This is a genomic window from Patescibacteria group bacterium, from assembly GCA_028716665.1.
Classification (GTDB): domain Bacteria; phylum Patescibacteriota; class Patescibacteriia; order UBA2591; family JAQUPP01; genus JAQUPP01.
The window spans coordinates 322,276-347,596 of record JAQUPP010000001.1; the positions used below are offsets into that span (position 1 = coordinate 322,276).

Annotated in this window: 20 protein-coding genes; 16 read left to right on the forward strand and 4 right to left on the reverse strand. The window is 35.8% G+C overall.

Annotated elements, in window-relative coordinates:
• Positions 1-2: 2 nt before the first annotated feature.
• The 5 genes from PHF10_01710 (at position 3) to PHF10_01730 (ending at position 7,724) form a co-directional block, all read left to right on the forward strand.
• On the forward strand, positions 3-1,778 hold the full coding sequence (locus tag PHF10_01710) for a hypothetical protein (GenBank protein MDD5534445.1): 1,776 nt from the start codon (positions 3-5) through the stop codon (positions 1,776-1,778).
• Between the two features lie 33 nt (positions 1,779-1,811).
• Positions 1,812-2,183: a four helix bundle protein gene (locus PHF10_01715; GenBank protein ID MDD5534446.1), complete on the forward strand. Its 372-nt coding sequence runs from the start codon at positions 1,812-1,814 to the stop codon at positions 2,181-2,183.
• A 152-nt stretch (positions 2,184-2,335) separates the two neighbouring features.
• On the forward strand, positions 2,336-6,547 hold the full coding sequence (locus PHF10_01720) for a tail fiber domain-containing protein (GenBank protein ID MDD5534447.1): 4,212 nt from the start codon (positions 2,336-2,338) through the stop codon (positions 6,545-6,547).
• Between the two features lie 91 nt (positions 6,548-6,638).
• Entirely contained in the window at positions 6,639-6,881 is a 243-nt protein-coding gene (locus PHF10_01725) for a four helix bundle protein (GenBank protein MDD5534448.1), read from the forward strand.
• A gap of 240 nt (positions 6,882-7,121) precedes the next feature.
• Positions 7,122-7,724 (forward strand): cupredoxin domain-containing protein, encoded by a 603-nt coding sequence (locus tag PHF10_01730; GenBank protein MDD5534449.1) that lies wholly within the window; start codon positions 7,122-7,124, stop codon positions 7,722-7,724.
• Between the two features lie 172 nt (positions 7,725-7,896).
• On the opposite strand, the gene PHF10_01735 is transcribed toward PHF10_01730, so the two are convergent.
• Complete coding sequence (locus PHF10_01735) at positions 7,897-9,585, reverse strand: clostripain-related cysteine peptidase (GenBank protein MDD5534450.1); 1,689 nt, start codon at positions 9,583-9,585, stop codon at positions 7,897-7,899.
• A gap of 284 nt (positions 9,586-9,869) precedes the next feature.
• Here PHF10_01735 and PHF10_01740 point away from each other — a divergent pair, with 284 nt between their 5' ends.
• The 3 genes from PHF10_01740 to PHF10_01750 all read left to right on the forward strand — a co-directional run bounded on the left by PHF10_01740 (position 9,870) and on the right by PHF10_01750 (position 13,957).
• Positions 9,870-11,927 carry a hypothetical protein gene (locus PHF10_01740; protein ID MDD5534451.1) on the forward strand — a complete coding sequence of 686 codons (2,058 nt, stop codon included), beginning with the start codon at positions 9,870-9,872 and terminating at the stop codon, positions 11,925-11,927.
• 217 nt (positions 11,928-12,144) lie between these two features.
• On the forward strand, positions 12,145-13,020 hold the full coding sequence (locus PHF10_01745; protein MDD5534452.1) for a T9SS type A sorting domain-containing protein: 876 nt from the start codon (positions 12,145-12,147) through the stop codon (positions 13,018-13,020).
• A 562-nt stretch (positions 13,021-13,582) separates the two neighbouring features.
• Positions 13,583-13,957: a hypothetical protein gene (locus PHF10_01750; protein MDD5534453.1), complete on the forward strand. Its 375-nt coding sequence runs from the start codon at positions 13,583-13,585 to the stop codon at positions 13,955-13,957.
• Between the two features lie 65 nt (positions 13,958-14,022).
• On the opposite strand, the gene pth is transcribed toward PHF10_01750, so the two are convergent.
• The 3 genes from pth to PHF10_01765 are packed head-to-tail and all read right to left on the reverse strand — an operon-like array spanning position 14,023 to position 17,376.
• Positions 14,023-14,616, reverse strand: coding sequence for an aminoacyl-tRNA hydrolase (gene pth, locus PHF10_01755; GenBank protein ID MDD5534454.1), 594 nt, complete (start codon positions 14,614-14,616; stop codon positions 14,023-14,025).
• Between the two features lie 11 nt (positions 14,617-14,627).
• Positions 14,628-15,959, reverse strand: a complete 1,332-nt coding sequence (gene der, locus PHF10_01760; protein MDD5534455.1) for a ribosome biogenesis GTPase Der — start codon at positions 15,957-15,959, stop codon at positions 14,628-14,630.
• 10 nt (positions 15,960-15,969) lie between these two features.
• Positions 15,970-17,376 (reverse strand): LCP family protein, encoded by a 1,407-nt coding sequence (locus PHF10_01765; GenBank protein ID MDD5534456.1) that lies wholly within the window; start codon positions 17,374-17,376, stop codon positions 15,970-15,972.
• Between the two features lie 197 nt (positions 17,377-17,573).
• Between PHF10_01765 and PHF10_01770 the strand changes: the two genes are divergently transcribed.
• The 8 genes from PHF10_01770 (at position 17,574) to PHF10_01805 (ending at position 25,283) form a co-directional block, all read left to right on the forward strand.
• Positions 17,574-18,059, forward strand: coding sequence for a type II secretion system protein (locus tag PHF10_01770; protein ID MDD5534457.1), 486 nt, complete (start codon positions 17,574-17,576; stop codon positions 18,057-18,059).
• Positions 18,060-18,084: 25 nt separating this feature from the next.
• A complete protein-coding gene (locus PHF10_01775; protein MDD5534458.1) occupies positions 18,085-18,561 on the forward strand; it encodes a hypothetical protein in 477 nt (158 codons plus the stop codon).
• 22 nt (positions 18,562-18,583) lie between these two features.
• Positions 18,584-19,978, forward strand: a complete 1,395-nt coding sequence (locus tag PHF10_01780) for an O-antigen ligase family protein (GenBank protein ID MDD5534459.1) — start codon at positions 18,584-18,586, stop codon at positions 19,976-19,978.
• 2 nt (positions 19,979-19,980) lie between these two features.
• Positions 19,981-20,922, forward strand: coding sequence for a hypothetical protein (locus PHF10_01785; protein ID MDD5534460.1), 942 nt, complete (start codon positions 19,981-19,983; stop codon positions 20,920-20,922).
• 23 nt (positions 20,923-20,945) lie between these two features.
• Complete coding sequence (locus tag PHF10_01790) at positions 20,946-21,872, forward strand: hypothetical protein (GenBank protein ID MDD5534461.1); 927 nt, start codon at positions 20,946-20,948, stop codon at positions 21,870-21,872.
• Positions 21,873-21,898: 26 nt separating this feature from the next.
• Positions 21,899-23,350 carry a radical SAM protein gene (locus PHF10_01795; GenBank protein MDD5534462.1) on the forward strand — a complete coding sequence of 484 codons (1,452 nt, stop codon included), beginning with the start codon at positions 21,899-21,901 and terminating at the stop codon, positions 23,348-23,350.
• 58 nt (positions 23,351-23,408) lie between these two features.
• A complete protein-coding gene (locus PHF10_01800; GenBank protein MDD5534463.1) occupies positions 23,409-24,503 on the forward strand; it encodes a glycosyltransferase family 1 protein in 1,095 nt (364 codons plus the stop codon).
• A 234-nt stretch (positions 24,504-24,737) separates the two neighbouring features.
• A complete protein-coding gene (locus tag PHF10_01805; protein ID MDD5534464.1) occupies positions 24,738-25,283 on the forward strand; it encodes a hypothetical protein in 546 nt (181 codons plus the stop codon).
• The last annotated feature ends 38 nt before the right edge of the window (positions 25,284-25,321 follow it).

Genomic DNA, 25,321 nt, shown 5'->3' on the forward strand with positions numbered 1-25,321 from the left:
TTATGATTAAAAAAAATAGTAAAAAATTTAGAATAAAACATTTTTTACTATTTTTTATTTTTATAATTTTAGTTTTGCTTGCGATAATTTTGCTTGCCAAAAACGCTCAAGCGCCGGGATTTTTTTATAATACTGAACCGCAGCCGGAAACAAAATCTAACCCTGAGCCTGTCAAAGGGACTAACTCTGAGCCCGTCGAAGGGGCGAAAAATTCTCTTTCCGAATATTCTTCGGCCACTTTTAGTGATTCATTCTCGGGCCAGGCTTGGTTGGATACAACTCGGACCAATTTATATTTTGATTGGACCAGCCAAAATCTTATTTTCCCGCCGGTTTTAGATACTGAAGAAGTTTCGGCCGGTGATTTTTTAATTAATTTTATTCCGGAAAAAATCAGTTCTGAAGGTGATTTTGCTCTGTTTGTCGGCACTCACCGCATCAGTCAGAAAAAACAATTGTTGATTTGGCAGATTAAAGAAAATCACTGGTCAAAATTTGATGTTTCGACTTTGCTCAACATCAACCCTGAGTCTGCCGAACGGGTTGACTTTTCAACTTTAGGTCTTAGTGATACCGCGTCAATTCTCGGTTTGGAAAAAATTACTTCATCTTCAAATTGGCTGCTTTTCAGCCAAGACCCTTCAACCAACACTTCGGCCGTGAGCTCAGTGCCAAACGGCTCAGGGCAAGCCAACAATCTTAAAATTGATATTTTAAAAATTACGGATTCAGAAACAGATCATCCACGGATTGAATTAATAGCTGAAAAATCATGGCCGATTTCATCTTTTAAAGATATTCAAATAGAATGCGGCGAAAAAAATTGTTTAATTGCCATCAGCGAGCCGTTAACTATTTTTAAAGTTGACACTAATGGCAGTTTAACGACTTTAGAAAATTTGACAAAATCTTTAAAAGAAAATAATCCTGATCAAGTGGTTATTTCTAAGGGATTATCAGCGGAAAATTGGCTGGTGGTTCTATCTAAGAAAATTCCGCGTCAGTCCGCGTCAAGTCCGTCTGAGTCCGCGCCTTTGTATCAATATGAGATTAATGAAATTAAAAATGAAACTCTAAATAACAAAGGTATCACTTTTACGGCCGAATATCCGGGCCGGCCGTCACTTTTAATTTTAAAAAATAAAAACATTTTTCTTTTTTGGGGAAGTTATTTTACTCAGGCCTATGAAATTACTCCTCAAAATAAACTGATTGATTTATCCGGCGATTTTGGTTGGCGAATTTCAGCCAATAAGCCGTTTCATCTTTATCAACTTTCTCATTCAATTTACATAAAAAATGAAGACCGTTCCATTATTCGCTGGGGAGGCGGAACCAATGTCAGAATTGATCCGAAATTTTGGTTTACTTTTAATCCCGATTTTTTAAAAATTATTCCTTATCCTCAAAATCAAGATTCAGGCTATCTTATTGCCGGGGTACCGTCAGGCGGAACAAAAATTTATCAATTTAACGATTTGGGTTTTGATTTATCCAAACCTCGCCAAATCGTTTCCGCTAAAATTAATTTTTCCGTAACTGAAATTAAAGCGGCTCAAATCACCAATTTACAAGGCAAAATAGACAGCGCTCAAACAGAATATTGGCTTTCAAATGATGGCGGAAAAAATTGGGAAAAAGCGGAAATAGGCAAGCCGGTTATTTTTAAGACAGTTGGCAATGACCTTCGCTATAAAATTATTTTAACGCCAAATTCCAATGATTCTTATACTGTCCCGGTTTTAAACTCAATCTATCTTTGGTATTGGTATAAATAGAATTTTCTGATAATTTAAAATTGAAAAATCAAAATGGAAAATGACAATGTAAATTTTAAAAATGAATTCAAAAAACGCCTTTATAACTGGGTTTTAAGATTAATCAAGTTTATAGACAAGCTTCCCAAAGACTCCGTATGTAATGTCTTGGGAAAACAGCTTCTAAGAAGTGGAACAAGCATTTTGGCAAATTATATTGAGGCAAACTCAGCCAGCTCAAAGAAAGATTTTATTAATTTTTTCACTCATTCTTTAAAATCAGCCAATGAATCTAAGGTTTGGCTGACATTATTAAGAGATACTGACAAAGGAGATAAAAATGAATTGCAGTGGTCATTAAAAGAACTGATAGAAATAGCCAATATTCTGGCTTCCAGCATTTTAACTCTCAAGGGTAAGAAATAATTTTGACATTTTGAATTGTAATTTTAATTTTTGATATTTACATTTTGCATTTTTTAATTATCCACTTTATATTATTGACCCACCCATAAAAAGGGGATACAATATAAGAGTAAAGTTAGTATTTTTAAGTATAAAATTGATTGTTTAAATATATGAAAAAACAAATATTTTCTTCAAAAATTATTTATTTTTCGATTTTTTTAATTTTAATTTGTTTTTCTTATTGGGGAGTAGAAAAAGTAAGGGCAGCTGATCCGCTGGACAATGATCAGATTGATATGCTGAAATATTTAGACATGAATGAGCACGGGATTTTTAATTTAGCTACTCCGGTAGATGATGATAACGCCGCGACACAAGGATATGTTAAATCAGTAGTTTTAACAAATACTGGTTGGACGGCTACTGACAGCTATATTTATTTAACTACTATTGGTAATAGCGTCGGTATTGGAACAACAATTCCGGTCGCAAAATTGGAAGTTGCCAATAATTATAGCAGCACGGCAACGCTACCTTCGGCTAATATTGGTATAGTTGGGCGTAATTATACAGGTTCCGGCGCTGATGTTATTGGTGTCTATGGACAAGGAAAAACCAATGACGCTTCTTATAACAGTTATGGCGGTTATTTTTATGGCACTTATAGCAGTAATAGAAATAAAGCGATTGGTATTTATGCTTATGGAAATGATTATGCGGCTATTTTGGATGGTACTGTCGGAATCGGATCATCAATACCGGCTACAAAATTAGATGTTAATGGCAATATTGCGGCGAATACCTATTATTCTCGTGGTGATCCAATCGGTTATTTTCTTAATCCTGCCGCAGGTGGTACGGGTTGGGGATTATATTCCAATGGTTCTGTATATGCTTCTGGAAGTGATGATAATTATTTTGCCGGAAGCGTCGGAATTGGAATAACAAATCCGGGAGCAAAACTTTCAATCGTAACACCGGATACCAATTATTCAACAATATGGTCTAATAACGGTGGTGCAAATAATGAATATCTTTCTTTATATCAAACTGTTGATGATTTTATATTTACTTCCAATAAAAATGGTTCAGGAGTTCGTAAGGGTATAGGAATTACTGCCACAGGTGCGGATAATACCATGCCTAGTGGAATATATTTAAAAACAGACGGTTATGTCGGAATAGGAACAACAATTCCGGGTTTTAATCTTGATGTTTATGGTTCAGGGGTTGTGGCATCGCAAATTGTAAGCACTAATAATTATTCAGCTCAATATATTAAAGGTGGTCAGAGCGGAGATGTACGCTGGGGATTATTTAGCGGATATCCGAATGTGGGAGATTTTACAATCAGAGAGACAGGAGTTGCTGATTATTTGACAGTCAAAAAAACTACCGGCAATGTCGGTATTGGGACGACGATTCCAGGCATGGTATTAACAGTTAATACGAGTACTAATGATCAAGGTATTCAAATTCAAGGAGCAGCATCAAATATTAGTCCTGTACTTAAATTCGCAACTTCGGCAGGTACTGCTTATGCTCGTATTGGTATTGCGGGTGCAGCTGGTAATTTAGCTACAAACAGTGGTCAAAATGATTTAGTTATTAGAACAGAAGGTACTCAAAAACTTCATCTTGCTCCAGGAGCCGTTATTACTGAAACTTTGCTTTCTACTGGTTATGTCGGCATTGGAACAACAATCCCATCAACAAATCTTGATGTTAATGGCCAAATAAAAATCAGAGGAGGGGTACCTGGCGCTGGTAAAATTTTAATTTCGGATGCAGTTGGTTTAGCTACTTGGTCTCCTGCCACTTCTATCAGCGATGGCGACTGGACAATTTCCGGCAATAATCAATATTCTGCTGTTTCCGGCAACGTCGGTATTGGGACAACGGATCCGACGGCAATTTTACAAATTAATAAATCCACTGGCGGTAGTGGACAAAAATGGTTGATTCTTTCTACGACTGGAGCTTCCAGTGAAGGAATGGTTTTTAGAACTGACAATGGTGATATTAATCGTATCACGTCTTATGGTGATTTGTATTTAGAATCCAATAATGGTTCAGGTGCTACTTTAGGACTTGATAGTGGTGGTCATTCTAGTTTTGGAGGTTATGTTTATGCACCCAGTTTGACTGTAGGTGGACTGGACATTACCCCACCGACAGAGGGAGCTATTATTTCCGGCAATGTCGGTATCGGGGTGACGGATCCAGTTAGTAAATTAGCAATTTTATCCGGAGCGGGTGTTGGCGGAATTTCAATCGGCACTGATGAAACTTATGCTGCTGTAGCTGCTCCCGACGGCGGAGCAATAATTGAAGGCAATGTCGGTATCGGTTATACAACTGCTTCTATAGATAAATTAAGAGTTAATGGTTCTATTATGTCTACGGGTCCTGCTGGTGGGAGTCCGTTGCTTACATCGGCTATTAGAATGTCAGTGGAAGGATCCGGAGCTTATGGACAAGTTCAAACTTATAATTCTGTGCCCTTAGTGTTAAACCCCACAACTGCGGGCGGTAATGTCGGTATTGGCGTGACAAATCCGGGTAATAAATTAAGTGTTTATGGAGGCACAATAGGTGCTTATAATTTTGACGGAACCGATGGTCTATTAATTGAAGGATATAGCGCTTCAGCTAGCGATGATGCAATGATGCAATTTCATACTTCGGGAGCGCTTTATAAAATGGGAATAGATTATTCTGATGAAGGAAAATTTAAGCTTACTTATGGTAGTGAAGATAATGGACAGACACAAATTGTAATGACTGGCTCCGGTAAGGTTGGAATTGGATTAGCAAATCATACTCCGTTATCCAAACTGGACGTGTCGGGTAATATGGCTATTGGTTCTTATGCCGGGGCTAGCGCCGCACCTTCAAATAGTTTAATAGTTAGTGGCAATATTGGTATTGGAACAACAGCACCGGGAATAGATTTAGCTATTGGCGATACTGATACCGGTTTAGATTGGGCGAGTGATGGTAATTTAAAAGTAATGACTAATAATTCAGAAAGAATAAGAATCGCTTCAGATGGTAAGGTTGGAATTGGAACAACCGGGCCGGTAAATCCACTTCATATTTATTCGTCATCATCTTCTGTAATTCCATTGAGAGTTGACGATTATTATTATACTTATTCAATAGGAGCTGGAACTTTTTCATCGCCCAATACAAATGGATGGCAATTATACAAAGCAAGCTCGGAAACTTATTATGACAGCGTAGTGGGTGGGCATCATTTTTTGACCTCAGGATCTGAAAAAGTTACATTTACGAGTGATGGTAAGCTTGGAATCGGAACAGCTACGCCAGCAACATATTTAGACATCAAAGGAACACAAGTTGCCGGAAGCTACGGAGATGCCGCAACAGCGATAAAGATTAATATGACAAATGATGCTTCATCAATCTATGGTGGAATTGCATGGAAGGACAGCGAAACAGCGGCCGAGACTTGCGGGATTTATCCTATGCGTTCGGGCGGAGTGAATTATTTCGATTTTTTAAATACAGGTACAGTTTATATGAGGTTATTAGGCGGAACAGGAACAATCTTGAATGACAACAGCGCTGACTTGGATTTTCGCGTAGAAAGCAATGATAACGCAAATATGTTTTTTGTTGATGGTGGGGCAAATACAGTAACAGTAGGATATAACGGATCACTTGGTTCTAAATTTAATGTTTATTCGGCGACAAATAACACAACACAATTTACCGGTCATCTATTGAATGTCAGAGCAGGAGATGGAACCACTAATACAATTAGTGAAATTGATTTCGGAGTAGCCAATACAGTAGCACCAGTTATTATCGGAAGTAAAGTTATAGACGGTTCCGGTGCTACAAAGGGAGATTTTTATATCGGGACAAGAGATTCGACAGATGGAGCAACGCTTCCAACAGAAAGATTAAGAGTAACAACCGCTGGCAAAGTCGGTATCGGGATAACAAATCCGGGACAAGCATTGGATGTTACTGGAACTATTCGCCAATCAGCTTGTAAAACAGCCGGTACTCTTTCCGCAAATACTTCAGGTGATATTATTTGTACATCTGATGAGCGATTGAAAAATATTTATGGATATTATCAAGGCGGACTTGCCGCGCTTTCCGCAATTAATCCGATAAAATTTTCTTATAAAGGAGAAGATTTCGTTCATGTGGGATTCTCGGCGCAGAATGTAAAAAGTGTTTTACCTGAAGCCAGCGCCTTGCAGGATAGCGGTTATTGGAGCTTGGACGATACATCAATTACGGCATTAACTGTAAATGCCATCAAAGAACAACAAAAAGAAATCGAAGATTTGAAAAATGTTGTCTGTCAATTAAAACCCGATGCAGATGTCTGCAATAAGTAATCTATTGATTATTAAAGAATTAACGAGTTATGAAAATAAAGAACATAAGCTAATTTCTAATTTTCAATTTCTAATTTCTATTGAATTTTAAATGAATCAATTTTCAAACCCGAAAAACAAGGAATATAATTTAGAAGAAAGAACAGCCAAATTCAGCGAAGACATAATAGAATTCATAAGAAGCATTAAGAGAGACGATATTAATCGTAATATTATTACTCAATTAGCGCGTGCCATAACTTCAATCGGCGCTAATTATTGCGAAGCTAATGCTTCCAGCTCAAAAAAGGATTTTCGCAATAAAATATATATTTGCAAAAAAAGAGGCCAATGAAGCAAAATATTGGTTAAGGATATTGGCTAAATATCATCCTGAATTGAAAGAAAAAATAAGAATTTTTTGGCAAGAAGCCCATGAATTTCATCTGATTTTTCAGAAAATTACCAACACCCTGGATAAAAAAGTTTAAAAATTAAAGAATTGAAAATTTAATAAAAATTAAAAATTAGAAATTGAAAATTAATTAAGTATTTATAATCCGTTAATTTATAAATTAATAATCTAATTAAAGTTATGAACAAAAAAACAATTTTGACAATCGTCATTATCGTGATACTCGTGGTGGTTGGTATTATTCTCGTGAAGAATATGCCTGCGCAAAAAACCATTAAAACAACCGTGCCAAAAGAAACGGTTACGCCAGGGACAACTCCAAATGTTGAAACCCCGATCGCTCCGGTTGAAGGAGCCAAACAAGCCGCGCCTGGGACAAGTTTTGTCACCAAGGAAGGCGAAGTTGTTACTCCGGAAGGAACGCCGGTTAAGCAAGATGCTTTGCCTGGTGCGCCTGAAGCGCCGAAACAATCAAAATCTTTAACTGAAACAGAAATTCCCGCCGGTTCAGTTCAATTAAACGTAACTGCCAGCGGTTTTACTCCGAATGAATTTTCCGTCAAAGCCGGTCAAGTTGTCACTTTAACCGTTACTGCCGGTGATGAGAAAACTCACGTTTTTAAATTTGATGACGCCAGTTTATCCGCCGTGGCAATCGGTATTGCCGGACACGAAACTCGGGCGATTACTTTTAAAGCACCAGCCAAGGGAGATTATTCTTTCTTTTGTGATGTTCCGGGTCATTCCCAGAGAGGCGAGAAAGGCGTGATGCATGTTAAATAGATTAACGAGTTAACGGATTAATGAATTAAAGAATTTATAACTCGTTAATACGTTAATTCATAATTAACAATTTAATTAAAATAGAGGATGAGCTTTTTTAAGCCACATCCTCTATTTAATTTGAATTAATTTAAAATCCCTCCACTTGATATTTTGAAGCGGAGGGATTGTTTTAATTTACAAGTTTTACAAATTTCAAACTTTTCTTTCCGATTTTCAGGAAATAAATTCCTGAATTAATCGTTTTCCCTAACTCATCTTCGCCATCCCAAACTGATTCTTTCGGCGATAATTTTTTGACAACCCTTCCGGATATGTCATAGATAGTCGCTTCCGATTCTGAACCCATATTTACAATATGCAGTTCTTTTTGGAATGGGTTTGGCCAAACGGAGAAATCTGTGGTTATCTGAATTTTTTCTTCCGTTTCTGCGATGCCGATAATTTCTTCATCCGATGTCCAGCTAAAATTGTCTAAACAAAAACAATTTTGCGGTATGGGAAATTGTCCCCTGAATTCAACTGTGACGATAGTATCCATTCTTGGAGTAAAAAATTCTCCTTTTTTGCCCGTATATCGGAAAGTTTTTCCTTTGTTATCAGAAATTACAATCGTATCTCCATCTGCCAAATCAAGATAATTGAAATGAAATCTTGTGCCCTTGATTCCGCCATTTGAGAAACAATAATGTTTTTCTTTAATCGTGTCATTGATAGTAGGATTCCAATATGGATGATAATAATCATCCGACCGACCAAAGTACCAATAATATGGGAAATTATTAGTTTTCAGATACTCGTCCCAATTGGTATTTACACTGGATGAAAGCCCATTATAAGTCGTATCGTAATTTCTAGCTGTCTGCGGGAAATAAATACCAATTACTTCTTGAAGTTTTTGTGAGGCTGGATCATAAACAATCATCTCATCAATATCTTTGACGATGTTATTAGCTATTGCTCTGATTGAAACAGAAAGTAATGGATCATCGCGAAGTTTTATAGCAAAACTTCCCAATCTTGTTCTTTCGTTAATATATCCTACGTCGTTAATTAGAATTTCATCATCGATAATTTGTTGTTTAACACTATCTGATTCTGTTTTTAGAATCAATGCTAAACTGTTAATATCCTGAGTTAATTGATCTATTCCCGAAGTTTTGATTGCCGAGAATCCATCTGTCTTAGCAAGCGCTACGGCCAAACTTTCTTGACACCAAGATGGATTTTCAAGCAGTCTAATGAAATAAGTCAATCTCTGGGGGGCATTAGCAGTTGTCCAGCAACCTACTGTCAAATCTACGAGACTTAATAATTCTTGTTGAACTTCCCACTGCTGCATCTGACAGGCCATTAATCCGAGAATATTGATGTTTTGACCGATTGCTTGTTTTACTCCCGTAATCGCTGTTTTAAATCTTTTATTGGGAATACTCATCCAATCAAAAGGATTTTTATCCTGAATGATACCATGCCAATTACAGCCATGGCCGTAGAGTATTAGGGCATATTTAGATGTGGTACCCATTTTTTGAATCGCCGCTTGCGAAAATTTTATCAGTTCGTTTTCATCAGCCATATTAATTTCAGAATCAATAATTTCTTCTACTGATGAATCCCCAAATAAATAATATCTTCGAGTTGGTATGCTGTCGTCAAAAGCATCTATTTCTATGGCGACATTTACTGGATAAGATTTACCCACGAAATCCATATTACTAATTATGGATTTACAATATTTTTCAGTAATTTCTTGTAAATTACCATCCCCACAGATATAGAAAAGCATTGTCCAATCTGCTGTTGCTTTTGGTGTAAAGTTAGAAACTTGTAATAAAATTGTAAAGAACAGGTTAAACATTTTATCCCCCTTTGTTTGAAAATGACCCTTTTTCGAGTCATTTATTGCCAAGCGAGCGAGGGAAAAGAAAATTTATTTTCTTTTCCGAGCGAGCGCTGGCAACACAGGGTCTAGTACCCTTTATAAATTAATCTTAGCATAAAATTTTGATTTTGTCAATCCCTTAAAAGATCGACAATAAAGCCTTTTCAGGGTTAAAAAGAAAAAGGGGGCTGACAAAACCATTAAAATATGCTTAAATGATAATAGTTGAACTAATAAGATTTATTATTTATAAAAATATTATGCGCAATAAAATGAAGTCCGCCAAAGCCCTTGGCAAAAGTGGAAAAAAATTAATTTTATCTTCAAAACTTATTTATTTTCTGGTTTTTTTATTTGTTATTTGTTTGGGAATAGAAAGAGCGGGAGCAACCGTGCCGAGTCAATATATTATTTCCGACAAAGCGATAAAAATGGGAAATACCACGCCCTTGAAAATTTTTAATTTAGGCACTCCGGAAGAATCCACGGATGCCACGACAAAACAATATGTTGATTCAATTGCCACGGGCACGGGCGCGATTGGTCTTTGGATGTCCAATGGTGTTGATATTTATAATAATAATTCCGGCAACGTCGGTATCGGATCAACAATACCTTCTGCCAAACTGGATGTTGCGGGAGATATTCGTTCAAAAGGAATTTCAAGTTTTCTCATAAATACTCAGAATGAGGGTATTGCAATTTTATATCCCGAAACTGCCAATACATATACCCGAATCGGTCCGACCGGTTTTTCTCCAAGTCTTGCAAGCGGCGCAGATGATTTGGCAATTGTTGGTAAATTGGAAGTAGCGGGAATAGGTTATTTTAACTATAATGTCGGTATCGGAACAACCGGACCAACGCATCATTTGGAAGTTATTGAGAGAAATGATGGATATGGAGATTGGAGTCATGGTGTTTTGCCTTTTCAACCGGCGGGTGTTTTTATTCAAGCCAGCAATGTTAATTCAGCCGGTCTTTATGGCGAAGGTTATACTCGAGGTGTTTGGGGAGTGGCGCGAGCCAATGGAGGAAGTGGCTATGGTATTTTGGGAGAAATGGGAAGCGGAGAATGCTCTTGGCCTCTTGATGATGCAACGGGTGGCGCTATTGTTGGTGTGACTAATTGTTCATCAGGTAATTCTGGGGTAGCAATAAGGGCAACTGTATTAACCGGTGTTGAAGGGTATGGCATTTATTCTCAAGGAAATTTAAGTAAAAATTATTTTGAAGGCAATGTCGGTCTTGGATCGACAACACCGGCCGCTGATTTGGATATTAACGGTAATGCTCAATTGAATATTCTTTATGATCGCGTTAATTCAAATTATCATCTTGATCTTGGCGCAAATACATTTACCAGTTCTTTGACTGTTGCCGGTAATATTGGTATTGGCGTGACGAATCCCGGATATAAATTAAGTATGGCTGACACTGGCAGTTATATTGGGGCGAGTTTTAAATTTGGCGGATCTTATGTTCCGGTAAATATAGTTGGCGGTACAAATGTGGGAGCCTATTGGCGTGAAAATTTTATTGGTTCAAATATTGATTTAGATACGACTACTGGAAAACCCAAAACCAGTGTAAATGGTTATCGAGGAGGAGCGATCGGATTTGCTCCCGATCCCGGGCAAGGACAAATTCATTTTTTTACCAATGCGGGTTCTACTGCCGGAACGGTCTTGTCTGAAAGAATGGTTATAGACAGCGCGGGTAATGTCGGTATTGGAATGGCGCCTTCGTACATACTTGATGTTACGGGCGGTCATGGAGCAAAAGTCGCAAGATTTACGGGAGGCACCAGCGGAGATAAAAGTTTGTATATGTATGCGGATAGTGGCGGCTCCGGCATAACTGATGCGGATACTTACAAAGAATTAATTTATCTTAAGCCGGCGGATAATTCTATAAATTTTTACAATAATGGCAGCGGCCCGAACGTGACGATAAATGCTACCGGCAAAGTCGGTATCGGAACAACCGCGCCGAATTCCACTCTTCATGTTAATGGTTCTTTCACGAGAGCAATAGTAACCAAAACTTCAACTTATACGGCAACCGCTTCGGACGATATTATATTATGTGATGCATCCGGAGGAGGTTTTGTAATTACTCTTCCCACCGCAGTGGGTATTGCCGGAAGAGAATATACGATAAAAAAAATAGACAGTTCAGCAAATCAGTGCGGTTATACCACGACATCAGGTCAGACAATAGATGGAGTTGCGCTGACTTATCAATTAGGCACTCAATGGCAGACAAGAACAATGGTTTCAGATGGAACGAATTGGATAAGATTGTCAAATATTTAAATTTAAGATATTTTAAAAGGGTGGGTCGGTAATGGGCTTGCCCTTTTCTTTTTGTAAAGCTGCAAATTAATTCCTAAAGCCTAAAAAGATAATAACGGGCTTGACAAAACGTCTAAAATATGCTTAAATGATATAATAAATAGCTTGAACAATAATGTTTAGCTAAATAAAACTCGCCTACGCTTAGAAAGTTACGGCGTGGCAAGAAGGAGGAAAAATGTTCTTTAAAATTTTACTAATTGTAGTTTTATCGGTTTTATTATCAGGATCTGTTTTTTCACAATCTGATTGGGTAGGAGTAGATTCAAATAATGCGCCATCAGCTATTAAAGCGCGTTATTCAAAGGATTGGTTTCGCAACACAAATACTGTAGAGATTTCTCAAGAACACGGGAATCTTTTTAACAGCCGGCAAAGCCTAAAAATCACCTATATATCAGGGAATATGCAATGCGGGGACTGTATGTTTATGAAAGTGTTTAACCCGCCAATTCAGATTCAAAGTGATACTCTTTTTTTGAATGCCGAGATTAAAGGTTTCCAAAATGACGATTCAGTTTATCAAATCAGGGTACATCCCTTCATGTTAAATAATGATAGTATTTTTGAGGCCGACAATTCCATGTGGACAGATACGTCTTGGACACAAGAGGAATGCGGGCCATTCAGGAAAGAATACAATTATGGTCTTTTTCCTAGAACGATAGATACTCTATTTTTTACTATTAACATATTGGTAAATGATGTTTCTAATCCTTATGGTATTTACATGGATAATATTTGGTATCTGGACTCTAATGGGGAACAGGTTATAATTGATTCTTGTGGAGAAGATATTGCCGCGGAAGAACCGGGGAAAATAAAGGATTTAGTTTCTGCTTTCCCAAATCCGTTCTACGATTTTTGCAAATTCAATGCGCCGGCAAATTCTTTGATTGAGATTTACAACCTCAGCGGTCAAAAAGTTAAGATGATTAAGAATTTTTCTTGGAACGGCCGGGATGAAAATGGCAAAAAATTGCCAAGAGGAATGTATTTTGCAAGTTTTAAAATTGGCGATAAAACTATGGTGAAGAAATTAGTTTTGATATGATGATTACTTATTATGTTGCGGGCAGGATGAAAACCTGCCCGTTTTTTTATTCATATAAAAATGTAAATATTTTATGTAGAAATTAGTAAATAATAAAACGTAGTATTCATCAGTATTCTAGGTGAGGGGCTTGACAAAAATCAAAAAATATGCTAATATTTATATAGAAAATAAAATAAATTCTTCACTTTTCTGTCTATCAGCGACAAAACCAGTCATCCCTCCTAACTGGGAAGTAGTCGCAATTCAAGGTTGATCTTGTTTGTCAAGCGTAGGCCTTGGGCTGATAGACATAAAAGTGGAGGATTTAAGGGAAGAGGTCATTGGCCTTGCCCCGTAGTGAACTGAGCTTGTCGAAGTTCTACTACTGGGGTTCAAATCCAATGGCGGGTATTTGTACAAAGTTCATTTAAAATTAAAAACTAAAAAAGTAGTTTCGAAGAAGAAGGAGGAGGACAAAGATGCCAGGAATGAATTATCTGATAGTAATTTTAATAATTTTTATATTAGTAATTCATTTTACATTAGAGAATAGAAAAAATAGGAGAAAAAGGAGGATAAAATGAAAAAACTTTTGATAGTAATGGGTATATTAGTGATATGTCTTTTTGCAGGGTGTACACAAACTCCAACACAGGTGACAACCACGCCAGAGTCAAAAATAGTGGAATTTCCCGATCTTGACATAACCGTTACTTTTTATTATGCCAAACCAGGAGAATTGCCAAAGATTAAAATAGATAATCATAATGAAAATGGCGCAGATGTCCTGATTGAGAAGGAGACAAATGAATATGAGGAGTGGCTAAATGTCTTTCATGAAAACATAGGAGGAAATTCCTCGGTTATTAAAAACAAAGAATTCATACCAGGGAAAAAACACAAAATAACCATTAAATGCGAAGAAGTTACTCGAACAGGATATGTAACTCCGTAATAATAAAGAGCTCGAGATTTTAATCAAGTAAGATTAAAATTGAGAGCTCTTTTTTCTTACAAAAACTAATTGTATAAACTCATGGTTTTTTCTATTCCTTGTTCCAGAGCCGCAGAGATTGCTTCAACAGTTGATTCTTCTGTTTGTTTGAGAAGTTTTTTTTCGCCGACAGAGAAATTTTTTAAAACTAAATCCATAGCTTTCTCCGACGCTTTGGTCGGAGTCCCGACCCCTTGGCGTCGGGATTGATTTTGAGCGGAGTGATTAATGCCGATTCTGAATCTGACGAAATTTTTCGTTTTTAAATTATCAATAATTGACTGAACGCCATTATGACCGGCAGACGAGCGATTTATGGAAATCCGAATTTTTCCCAATGGCAAATCCATATCATCATGAATAACCCACAGATTGGAATTTGGAATTTGGAATTTAGAATTTAGAATTTTAACCGCCAGTCCGGATTCGTTCATAAATGTGGTTGGAATAACCAAACAAACTTCGCCTTTTTTTGAGATTTCAGCTTTAAAATTTTTGTTCAATTTGAAAGTTGGAAAATCAAAAGTTTTGGCAAAATCCATTACTATTTTTTGCCCGATATTATGGCGGGTATTTTTATATTGTTCGCCCGGATTTCCCAGACCGATAATAAAAATCATAATATTTATTATTAACCTATTAAATTCATTCTAATGGGAGTTCCTTCAAATTGCCAGTGCTTTCTTATTTCTTTTTCCAAAATATTTATTTGAGCCGGATTGATTAATTTTCTTTTTAATGTATTGCGCGAAGCTTTTAGATTGAATGTCGGAGGCTTTGCCGAGTTTTGACTGATTTTGATTTTTTTCCAAATTTTTTGCTCGAATTTTTTATCGCTGATAACTTTTTTGAAAAATTCAGTAAGTTCTTCTTTCTCAATCAAGCGGTTGGAATTTTTTTCCACTTGCTCAATAAGATTGAAAATTATGTTTACATTTTTTCCCGTTTTGGCCGAGATAAAGACGATCGGCGCAAAGCTGGCTTGAGCGAAAACTTGCTGGTAATATCTGATAAACTTGTCAAATTTAGCTTCAAAATTGGAAATTTCATCGCATTTGTTAATGACCAAAATCAATCCCTTGCCCGTTTCCGTGGCCAAGTTTAACAATGATTTGTCTTGGTGGCTGATAATTTCTTTAACATCAAAAACATCAATAATAATATCGGCTTTTTGAGCGGCAAAAATTGATTTTTTAACTCCGGTTTGTTCAATCTCTGATTGAATTTTTCTTTTTCTGCGAACACCGGCCGTGTCAACCAAAGTGATGAATTTTTCATTATGGCAAATTAAAATATCTTGCGGCTCGCGGGTGGTGTGGGGGATATTGGAAACGATTACCCGTTCTTCTCCGATTAATTTATTTATCAAAGTTGATTTGCCGACATTCGGTTTGCCGAAAATCGCAACTTTCGTGCTGGACGGCGCGGATGTTTCAAATTTTTCCGGTTGATCGCCGAAAGATTCAAGCGTTTTTATGATTTCATCCAATAAATCTCCGGTCCCGATGCCGGTAACGGCCGAAACAGGGTAAGCTTGATTGGTTCCTAATCTTTGCCATTTGAGTTCGTCAAGAAAATTTCTTTTTTTCAAAGAATCCGCTTTATTGAAAATTACAAAAAACGGTTTTTTGGATTTTTTTATTATCTGGCTTAATTTTAATTCAAAGTGAGAAATTTTTTCATTAACATCCAAAACAAAAAGAAGAAGATCCGCTTCTTTAATCGCTACGGAAACTTGTTTTTCAACTTCTCTTTCCAGACTCGACGGTTCTGATTTTTCATTAATCAATCCGCCGGTGTCAATCAAAATGAATTTTTTGGTTTGCCAAGAACAGATATCATAATTTCTGTCCCTGGTTGTTCCGGGCATTGACGAAACAAGCGCCTTTGATTTTGAAATCAGGCGATTAAATAAACTCGATTTTCCGACATTGACTTGACCCACTAAAGCAACTTTATACATAATATTTTTTTTATTTTTCCCCCAGAACAATTAAAAAGTCATAATCATAACTACTGGTAAGAGTTTTTAAATTAGCCGGCATTTCTTGAATAATTTCGGCATTTAAATTTTCTTGAAGCTGGCTGAGCGCTCCCGGTTGATTGGATTTTTTCGGGAAAATAACGGTTTTTGTCCAATCTTGGGTCGGAGTATTGCCGGTAAAGACAACTTCATAACTGTCGGACAAAAGCGTATCTCCGATTTCTTTAGCCAAATTATTGATCGTAGTGCCGTTTAAAACAATAATCTTTGGAATGGCAATAATTTCCGGTGTTTCAGGGGTGGTGTTGGAAACAAATGTTTCCGGATTGAAAATATTTTTAGCCATCGCGGCCAATTCTTTGAAATCTCCGGTTCTTGTTTTTAAAATATAAGCGCCATTTGAAGCAATTTCATTTTTCAGCGGTCCCTTTGGGTCAATTTCGATTATTTGACTGCTGATATTTCCTTGTTCCACGGCTAAAAGCAATTTGGCCAATTTGACGGTTTCATTAAAACTTAGATTTGAACTGACGTTATCTTTGAAAAGATTATAAAATCTTAAAATTTTCGCCGGCTGGGACAGTAAATTCAATTTTTCCACTTTTTGTTTAATGGCGGAAATTATTTTTTGCTGCCGCTTGGAGCGGGCGAAATCAGAACCTTCATTATTTGATCCGTGTCTTGAACGGGCGAATACCAGGGCTCTGTCGCCATCCATTGTTTGCAAGCCTTTTTCAAATTTTATCACCCGATAGTTGTATCCCGCGCCGGGAAATTGATAATCAACAAAAGTTTTATCAACGTTCACTTCAACTCCTCCCAATTCGTCAACGATTTTTTTAAAAATATTGAAATCAACTCTTACCCAATAATGAATGGGAATATTGAAGATATTACTCACGACTTGCGAAGCCAATTTGCCTCCATTGCCATTTTTCATCCCCAATGAATTGGCAGCATTTATTTTTTGCCAATCATAACCGGGAATCGGCACATATAAATCGCGGGGGATGGACAAAAGAGACAGTTGTTTTGTTGATGGTTTATAGCTGGCTAAAATCATGGTATCGGTCAAATAAGGTCCGTCATGATTCTCTCCGCCAATGCCAAGAATTAAAATGTTAACTCGGTTTGAAAGTTCTCCTTGAAGTATTTGATCTCTGCTGATAATCAGATTGACCGCGTTTTTCCAAAAAGAAATTCGTCCCATATCGTTTATTAAACTGCTTTGCGAAATAATGGTATTGGTTGAGAATAAAGCAATAATTACTGCCAACACTACCAGTATTCTAAAAATCGGACGAGACAGTCTGATTTTTTTTGGTTGAATTTTAGCTTGAGGAATATCTTGGTTATCCTCAAGATTTTTAATTAAATCAATTTTATGGCTTGTCATCGAGAGTCATTTTTAAACATAATAACAGTAGTAATATTATAGCAAAAAATCAAAATTGAGCAAGGAATATTAAATTTGTAATTCGTAGCAAGAAAACAAAGGACTGTGGATAACCTGGTTGTTTTAATCGTGGATAAGTTTATAATAAGATTTAAAGAGTCCTATTTTAGTAAAGGTTTTTTAATTTTAAATTATTTATGGAAAAGAAGAATAAAAAAGGTTTTACCTTAATTGAGTTGTTAGTTGTCGTGGCGATTATGGGTTTAATGGCTGCCTTAGCTATTATTTCTTTAAATCAAGCCAGAGCCAAAGCTCGAGATGCTCGTCGCGTCGCGGATGTTAAACAAATCCAGACCGCGTTAGAATTGTATTATATGGATAAAGATAAATATCCAGATGCTCCTGCTCCTACTGTTTTGGATGGAAGTAAATGTTTAGGTAACGGTGGTTTTGCCGCACAAGGTTCTTGCACCGCTCCTATTTATATGGGTTTAATCCCGACAAATCCTGCTCCGATGAATGATGGCTCTTGCTCTACTCCTAACTCAAGTTATACTTACGCGATTGATGGTGGCGCTACTAACACAAGTTATCATATCCGATGGTGTCTTGGTGCCAAAACTGGCGAATTAGGCGCTGGAATTCATCATGCTACTCCGGCCGGTTTAGTCGATGGTTTATAATCTAGAACAGATTTAAATTTCTCTCATGAAAAAAAGCGGATTTGGTTTTTTGAAAGTATTCATTGTTATTATTATTATAATCGGTTTAACTGTTGTTATTGTTAAAGCGATTATTGGCGGAGAAATGGGGCTTAGAGATGCGGAACGCCTTTCCGATATTAGACGACTCAGAAATGCTTTACAACTTTATTATTTAGATCAAGGAATATATCCAATTAATAATATTCCGCAAGGTTTAGGTGGAAAATGTTTAGACAATAGTCCGCAAGGTTTTAATGAATCTTGCGGACAAGTTGTTTATATGGAAATAGTTCCAACTGCTCCATTTCCAAGAACAGAGGGAGTATGCGGCCAAGAAAATAATTCTTACGATCAAGACTATACTTATTTTGCCAAATTCGATGGCTCAAGTTACGCAATCAGATATTGTTTGGCAAAGAAAGTGGCTAATATGAAAGCCGGTTTGCACTGGGCAACTTCCAAAAATATCGCTGATCCGTAATTGTCCGTTAATTTGCGCGAATATGGTTATTAATTTCAAGAATTTATCAAAGACGTTAGATAAAATTATAGAAGCCGGCTGGCTTCTAATTTTTGGTTTAAGCCCGATATTTTTTTGTCCTTGGGTTTACGGCACTTGGCAAGTCGGAGAATATTTTTTATTTCAAGTTTTAACGGAAATTATTTTATTTGTCTGGCTGATAAGAATCATTATTCAGCCCAAGTCTGATTTGCCTTGGATGGAAATATATAAGAAATACTGGCAAAAAATTAAATTTATTTTGCCGGCGATTATTTTTATCATTATTCTCGGTCTGGCGACAATTTTTTCCAGATCTCCTTACCATAGTTTTTGGGGTTATTATCAACGTAAAATGGGGTATATCAGCTGGCTTCATTTTTTTGCTTTTTTTTCGATTTTATTTTTTAATCTTAAAAATAAAAAACAGATCGACAGAATTTTTTATGTCATTATTGGCGCTCTAACCGCCGTGGTTATTTACGGTTTTTTGCAAATTTTGGGATTTGATCCGTTTTATTGGAGTGAGTCGCCATTTTTCAGTTACAGAATTTTTTCCACATTAGGACAACCCAATTTTTTAGCTTCTTGGCTTTTATTGGTGATGCCGATAATTTTTTGGGCATTATTGAAAGCCAAAGAACATTTATCAAACAATAATCTTTTTGATAGAATTTTTAAAAGACCCCTGATTGCTTGTTTGCTATTCGGATCTGTTATTATTTTAGTTTTAACTCAAAGTCGCGGAGGATGGATTGGTTTTTTTATTGCTTTTTTCTTTTTCAGTATTATTTGGGCTTATTTTCAAAAACAAAAACGTTTATCATTGATTTTATTGATTTTATTGGCAGTAATTATTTTATTTGTTATTTATTTGAATTTTAATCCCGTCACTCCGCGAGAGAGCGATTCTTTTTTAATCTCTCGTTTGAAAACTCTGACTAATTTTTCCGAGACCGGCCAGCTTAGGTTAATTTGGTGGAAAATAAGTTTGGGTCTGATCGAGAAAGCGCCGATTTTAGGATATGGACCGGAAATTCAAAGATTTCTTTTTATTCCTTATTATCAGCCTGATTTTGCGGTTTTGGAAGCGATTAACAGTTATCCGGATCGGGCGCATAATGACATTTTGGACACGCTTTTAATCTCAGGTTTTTTGGGCTTAATCAGTTATTTGTTCTTGATTGGCAGCGCTTTTTATTTTGGGTTAAGAAAAATAAATCAATTAATCAAACAACCGGTTAACCGGGCCGCCATATTAGTTCTGCTTACGGGCCTAATCGGTTATTTTGTTTCTTTGCAGTTTTCTTTCCATGTCATTCCAACGGCTGTTTATTTTTGGGGTTACCTGGCGATTGTATTGAAATCGTATTTATTAACGGAAGAAAAAGATGAATAACTATGAGAATTAATAAAATTATTTTAATAGCAGTAATAATTATTTTATTCGGCTCAAGCCTGTGGTTTTTTAATGTTAAAATTTTACTGGCTGATCATTATTTAAAAGAAGCAATTGCTTATCGTAAGGGGAACAGCTGGCCGGTTTCTTTATTAAATTATGAGAAAGTTTTATTATATCAACCCAAAGAACCGTATTATCAGCAATTTTGGGCAATGAATTTATTAAGCGGGTTGGATTTTTATAAAAGCACTGATTCAAAAATTAAAATTCTCGACTTGGCCATTGACCAGATGAAAAAAATTCCTGAGAGAGACCAGGTTTTTGAGGTTAAAACGTATTTGGCCAGAATATATGGTCAAAAAGCGAAATTAACTAAGAATCAAAATGATTTTTTATTGGCCGAAAATACCCTTGAACAAGCGGCGGAAATGTCGCCCAAAATGGCGGCAATTTACAATGATTGGTGCCAGGTAAAAATTTATCAGGAAAATTGGTCTCAAGCTTTGAAAATGTGCGAAAAATCACTTTCTTTATATCCTGATTTGAATAATCCTCAAATGAATGATCTTCATCGCGAGATGGTGAAGTCTGAATTATCCACTCTCTATGATAAATTCGGCCAAATTTATTTTAATTTAAAAGATTATAAAAAATCAGAAGAAGCGTATAGTCAGGTTCTAGAACTTATGCCTTTGGGTCGGATTGATGTTTGGAAAAAGATCGCCGACATTTATTATATTCGAGGCGATTTGGATACGGCTATTCAAAAAAATATGCACGGTTATGATTTAAATCTTGAAGATCCGACATGGCCATTGGCGATCGGTGTGCTTTATAAAGAAAAAGGTAATTTAGAAATGGCTCGCAAATATGGACAAGAAGCTTTGAAATTAGTGCCGGAAGATCCTCAAATTAAAGAATTTTTAGAAAAATTAAAATAAGTATAAATTATTAAATAATGTTTATGAATTTATTTGGAATTAAAAAAAAGATTAAAAATATACTCCCGGAAAATTGTTTTCGTCAATTTAAATATTTCTATCGCAGATATGTTGTTCGGCGGAAAAGCGCGGTTTTTTATCTTTCTTATCAATGTAATTACAAATGTCCTTACTGTATTATCAGTCGCGCCGGCTATTCGGATATATATCCGAAGAAATGTGAACATTCTTGGAGCGAGTGGGTGGATATTTTTAAAAAATTGCCGCCATTGATTATTAGTTTGAGCGGCGGAGAGCCATTTCTTAATCTGGGCATCATTGATTTGATCAATAATTTACCCTCCAAACATATTGTCAATATTACCACCAATTTATCTCTGCCGGTTGATGAATTTATTAATAGGGTTTCTAGAAAAATACAGATAACGGCAAGTCTTCATCTTTATGAAGCAGACGTGGAAATTTTTAAAGAGAGGGTATTGAAATTAAAAAAAGCGAATTTTAGCGTATTCATTAATTTTGTCGGTTATCCTCAAAAGATTTCTCTCATACCGGAATTAAAATTATTTTTTGAAAAACACGGAGTCCATTTTAATGTTGATCCGTATATTGACCCCGCTTATAAATATTCATCTCAAGAAATTGAATTAATAAAGAAATATGCTAAAAAATTTCGCAAAATGGGTTTTAAAGATAATACGGGTCCTCAAAAATGTTATGCCGGTTCAATGCATTTTATAATTTTGCCCAACGGTGATTGTTACGCTTGTCAATCCGGATTTTATTACAATACGTCAAAATTATATAAACATTTTGACGTCAGCAAGGATTTTTGTTTAGGCAATCTTTTTTCGGGTACATTCAAATTTTGGAACAAACCCGTCATTTGCTCTTTGCCTTGCAATGAAGCCTGCGACATAGAATCTGCTTTTGTTCGCCGTTTGAATTAGTTAATTTTTATTTTTTCGAAAAAACAATGGCTAAAATAATACTTATTGATCCCCAAGGTTGGCAGGGAGCGGTCAATAAACAAATAGCATATCCTAATATAGGAATTGCTTATCTTGCTTCGGCGTTGCAAAAAAACGGTCATAATCCGTCAATTATTGATTTAAATAATAAAGATCTTGATTATCAACAGGTATTTAAGATTATAGAAGACGGAGCGGCTGATCTTGTCGGATTCTCGGTAAAAACAGCCACCATGAAAAACGCAGAATTATTGGCCAAAGAAATAAAAAAGAAATGGCCGAAATTGCCTTTAATGGTCGGCGGTTCTCACGCAACCTTGTGTTGGCAAGAATTAATACAAAAAGATATTTTTGATATAGTTTTTGTCGGCGAAGGAGAACAAGTAATTCCGGTTGTCTGTCAATATTTGGACGAACAAAAACCAATTGAAGATTTGCCAGGAGTGATTACGAAAAAAAATTTTCAAAATAAATTAAATTCAGTTCCGCCTCTGATTGAAAATTTAGATGAACTTGCTTTTCCGGACTACGATTTTTTTCCAAAAAATATCCAAGAATTTATTCGTTCTGCTTATCCGTTATTAACCAGTCGGGGATGTGTCTACAATTGTATCTATTGCAGTGTCCCCTTAATCAGCGGAAGAATTTTCAGGAAAAGATCGCCCCAAAACGTTATTGAAGAGTTAAAATGGGCGATTGATAAATATAATATTAAAGGATTTGAGATTATTGATGATAATTTTAATTTTGACGTTGACCGAACTAAAGAAATTTGCCGGTTATTGATTCAAAACGATTTTAAATTTAAATGGTCTTGCCCAAATGGCGTGAGAGCGGATCGCGTTGATAAAGAATTGGCCGATCTGATGTTTAAATCAGGTTGTTACAGCGTTAATGTCGGCATAGAGAGCGGCGACCCAAAGGTTTTTACTAATATTAAAAAAGGAGAAACTTTAGATCAGATTAAAAAGGGAATTGAAATTTTCAAACAAGCCGGTTTACTTGTTACGGGATTTTTTATAATCGGCTTACCTGACGATTCAATCGAGTCTCAGAAAAAATCCATAGATTTTGCCCACCAACTCGGCATAGATGCTTTTTTCAGCATGTTGGTTCCTTATCCCAAAACAGAAGTTTGGAATTGGGCGCATAGAAATAATTTTTTTATCGGCAATCCGCAAGACGCGCTTCATTTTGCCGACAGTAAAGATAAAGTCAATATTATTTTTGAAACAAAAGATTTTTCCAAAGAAGACAAAGCATTGGTTTATGAAATGGTAAATACCAAATTCGGACGCTTTGGCGTGTTGATTCCCAAAAACACGCCTTTTCTGCAATATTTAAAACAAGCCTGTTTATTGACTTGGAAATACAACAGATTGAATTTAAGAGATCAATATTTTTTATTTAAAAATATAATCAACAAATTAAGGCGTAAATTTAAAATTCATTTTTAGCATGTTATGACTCCGATAATGCCGTAAATTGCTCACAAATTTTAATTATTTATTGATTATGAAAATTGCCATTGATGCCCGACCGTTAACGGCAGGGGAACCGGTCGGCAAAGAAAAATTTACTATTAATGTTTTGGAGGAGTTATTTAGATTGGATAAATCTAACCAATATATTCTTTATTTAAATCAAGAATATAAGAAGCCCTTGCCGACTAATTTTTCTCCGCGAATAATTAAAGTGCCGGATATTTTTTGGCACTTTTTTGTGTTAATTGATTTAATTTTTAAAAAGCCGAATTTATTTTTCGCGCCAATAAGCTATATTATTCCCGCTCTGAATTTCTTCGGCAAAAATATTATCGTTATTTATGATTTGTGCGTTTTTTTGCCGTTTCAGACCGGTTCGAGTTTTAAAACTAAGTTTATTGAAAAAATGTTTTTGCGGTTTGCTATGCGAAATGCAAAAAAAATTATAACTATTTCAGAGAGCACAAAAAAAGATATTATAAAATATTTTCCGATTGCGCCGGAAAATATATCGGTGATTTATCCGGCCGTTGCCGATAGTTTCAGGTTTATCGATGACCGTCAAAAACGTAAATCTGTCTTGGATAAATTCAGTTTGCCGGAAAAATTTATCCTTTTTGTCGGAACATTGGAGCCGAGAAAAAATTTAGTAAGATTAATTTCAGCTTATCATAAATTGACAGATGGTTGCCCGTTGGTGATTGTCGGCAAAAAGGGATGGGATTATCAAGAGATATTTGACAAAATCAAAGAGCTGAATTTGGGGGAGAAGGTTATTTTCTTAAATTATGTTTCCAATGAAGATTTGCCATATCTATATAATGGCGCCGTTTGCTTCGTCTATCCCTCGCTTTATGAGGGTTTTGGGCTGCCGATTTTAGAAGCAATGGCTTGCGGAACACCCACTGTCACCTCGAATATATCATCCTTGCCTGAAGCAGCCGGTGAAGCGGCAATTTTGGTTGATCCTTGCAATATAGACGATATAACAAGGGATTTGAGTAAAATTTTGACTGATGAAAATTTGCGTCAAGATTTACGAGAAAAAGGCCTTAAACAAGCTCAAAAATTTTCTTGGCAAAAAACTGCTCAAGAAGTTTTGAAAGCACTTCAAGATATTAAATAATCCCTTTATTTTTGGTAAAAACATTACGGATTTTTAGGGTCAACCCTAATGCGTCTCATCCGTTGGCTGTATAAAATTTTTACTTTATTCACAAAAAATTAATTTTGATGTTGATATAGACATTAATATCAAAATCAATTTAATATTGATTTTACTAAACGTTTTTCAGCGGCCGCTGAAAAACGTTTAGTAAATATTGTCGTTATTTTTTTAAAATTTGTTATATTTATTTATATGAAACAAAAACAATCTATTACTGAAAAATTACTTTTATTATTTGCTGATTTTATAGATATCAGTCGCCAACCTGTAACAATCAGGCATATTCAGGCTTTATTGGACGGTGACCCGCGCGCCCAGTCAACACGGGTTTGGTTAGAAAAATATTTTAAAGAAAAGAAAAAGCAAAATTTTTATTCAACGATTTATCGATTAAGAAAAGAAGGTTATTTAAAGATAAAAAATGGACAGTCTGGAGATGGGTATTTTTTAACCCCAAAAGGTGAGAAGAAAATTTTAACAATTAAAATTCGCGATATGAAAAAAAAGAAGAATCCCAGAGATGAATGGCTAATGGTTATTTTTGACATTCCCGAAACAATGAAAAGGAGTAGAAATATGTTAAGAGGATTTTTATATACTTTAGAATTTAAAAAAATTCAGCAAAGCGTCTGGGCCTCACCCTATGACGTTTATGATGAACTAAGGGCGGTGGTAAATAATTTAAAAATTCGCAAATATATTAAAATTTTAAAAGTTAAAGAACTTGGGGAATTTTAGGTCTGTTTTTTAAATTGATTCATCTAATGGATATATAT

What these genes read in the sequence shown, in the direction of transcription:
- PHF10_01750 (MDD5534453.1), top strand. Translation starts at nt 13,583, where the DNA reads ATGAAAAAACTTTTGATAGTAATGGGTATATTAGTGATATGTCTTTTT.
- PHF10_01745 (MDD5534452.1), top strand. Translation starts at nt 12,145, where the DNA reads ATGTTCTTTAAAATTTTACTAATTGTAGTTTTATCGGTTTTATTATCA.
- der (MDD5534455.1), bottom strand. Translation starts at nt 15,959, where the DNA reads ATGTATAAAGTTGCTTTAGTGGGTCAAGTCAATGTCGGAAAATCGAGT.
- PHF10_01740 (MDD5534451.1), top strand. Translation starts at nt 9,870, where the DNA reads ATGCGCAATAAAATGAAGTCCGCCAAAGCCCTTGGCAAAAGTGGAAAA.
- PHF10_01715 (MDD5534446.1), top strand. Translation starts at nt 1,812, where the DNA reads ATGGAAAATGACAATGTAAATTTTAAAAATGAATTCAAAAAACGCCTT.
- PHF10_01765 (MDD5534456.1), bottom strand. Translation starts at nt 17,376, where the DNA reads ATGACAAGCCATAAAATTGATTTAATTAAAAATCTTGAGGATAACCAA.
- PHF10_01795 (MDD5534462.1), top strand. Translation starts at nt 21,899, where the DNA reads ATGGCTAAAATAATACTTATTGATCCCCAAGGTTGGCAGGGAGCGGTC.
- PHF10_01780 (MDD5534459.1), top strand. Translation starts at nt 18,584, where the DNA reads ATGGTTATTAATTTCAAGAATTTATCAAAGACGTTAGATAAAATTATA.
- PHF10_01720 (MDD5534447.1), top strand. Translation starts at nt 2,336, where the DNA reads ATGAAAAAACAAATATTTTCTTCAAAAATTATTTATTTTTCGATTTTT.
- PHF10_01800 (MDD5534463.1), top strand. Translation starts at nt 23,409, where the DNA reads ATGAAAATTGCCATTGATGCCCGACCGTTAACGGCAGGGGAACCGGTC.
- PHF10_01725 (MDD5534448.1), top strand. Translation starts at nt 6,639, where the DNA reads ATGAATCAATTTTCAAACCCGAAAAACAAGGAATATAATTTAGAAGAA.
- pth (MDD5534454.1), bottom strand. Translation starts at nt 14,616, where the DNA reads ATGATTTTTATTATCGGTCTGGGAAATCCGGGCGAACAATATAAAAAT.
- PHF10_01770 (MDD5534457.1), top strand. Translation starts at nt 17,574, where the DNA reads ATGGAAAAGAAGAATAAAAAAGGTTTTACCTTAATTGAGTTGTTAGTT.
- PHF10_01790 (MDD5534461.1), top strand. Translation starts at nt 20,946, where the DNA reads ATGAATTTATTTGGAATTAAAAAAAAGATTAAAAATATACTCCCGGAA.
- PHF10_01785 (MDD5534460.1), top strand. Translation starts at nt 19,981, where the DNA reads ATGAGAATTAATAAAATTATTTTAATAGCAGTAATAATTATTTTATTC.
- PHF10_01730 (MDD5534449.1), top strand. Translation starts at nt 7,122, where the DNA reads ATGAACAAAAAAACAATTTTGACAATCGTCATTATCGTGATACTCGTG.
- PHF10_01710 (MDD5534445.1), top strand. Translation starts at nt 3, where the DNA reads ATGATTAAAAAAAATAGTAAAAAATTTAGAATAAAACATTTTTTACTA.
- PHF10_01805 (MDD5534464.1), top strand. Translation starts at nt 24,738, where the DNA reads ATGAAACAAAAACAATCTATTACTGAAAAATTACTTTTATTATTTGCT.
- PHF10_01735 (MDD5534450.1), bottom strand. Translation starts at nt 9,585, where the DNA reads ATGTTTAACCTGTTCTTTACAATTTTATTACAAGTTTCTAACTTTACA.
- PHF10_01775 (MDD5534458.1), top strand. Translation starts at nt 18,085, where the DNA reads ATGAAAAAAAGCGGATTTGGTTTTTTGAAAGTATTCATTGTTATTATT.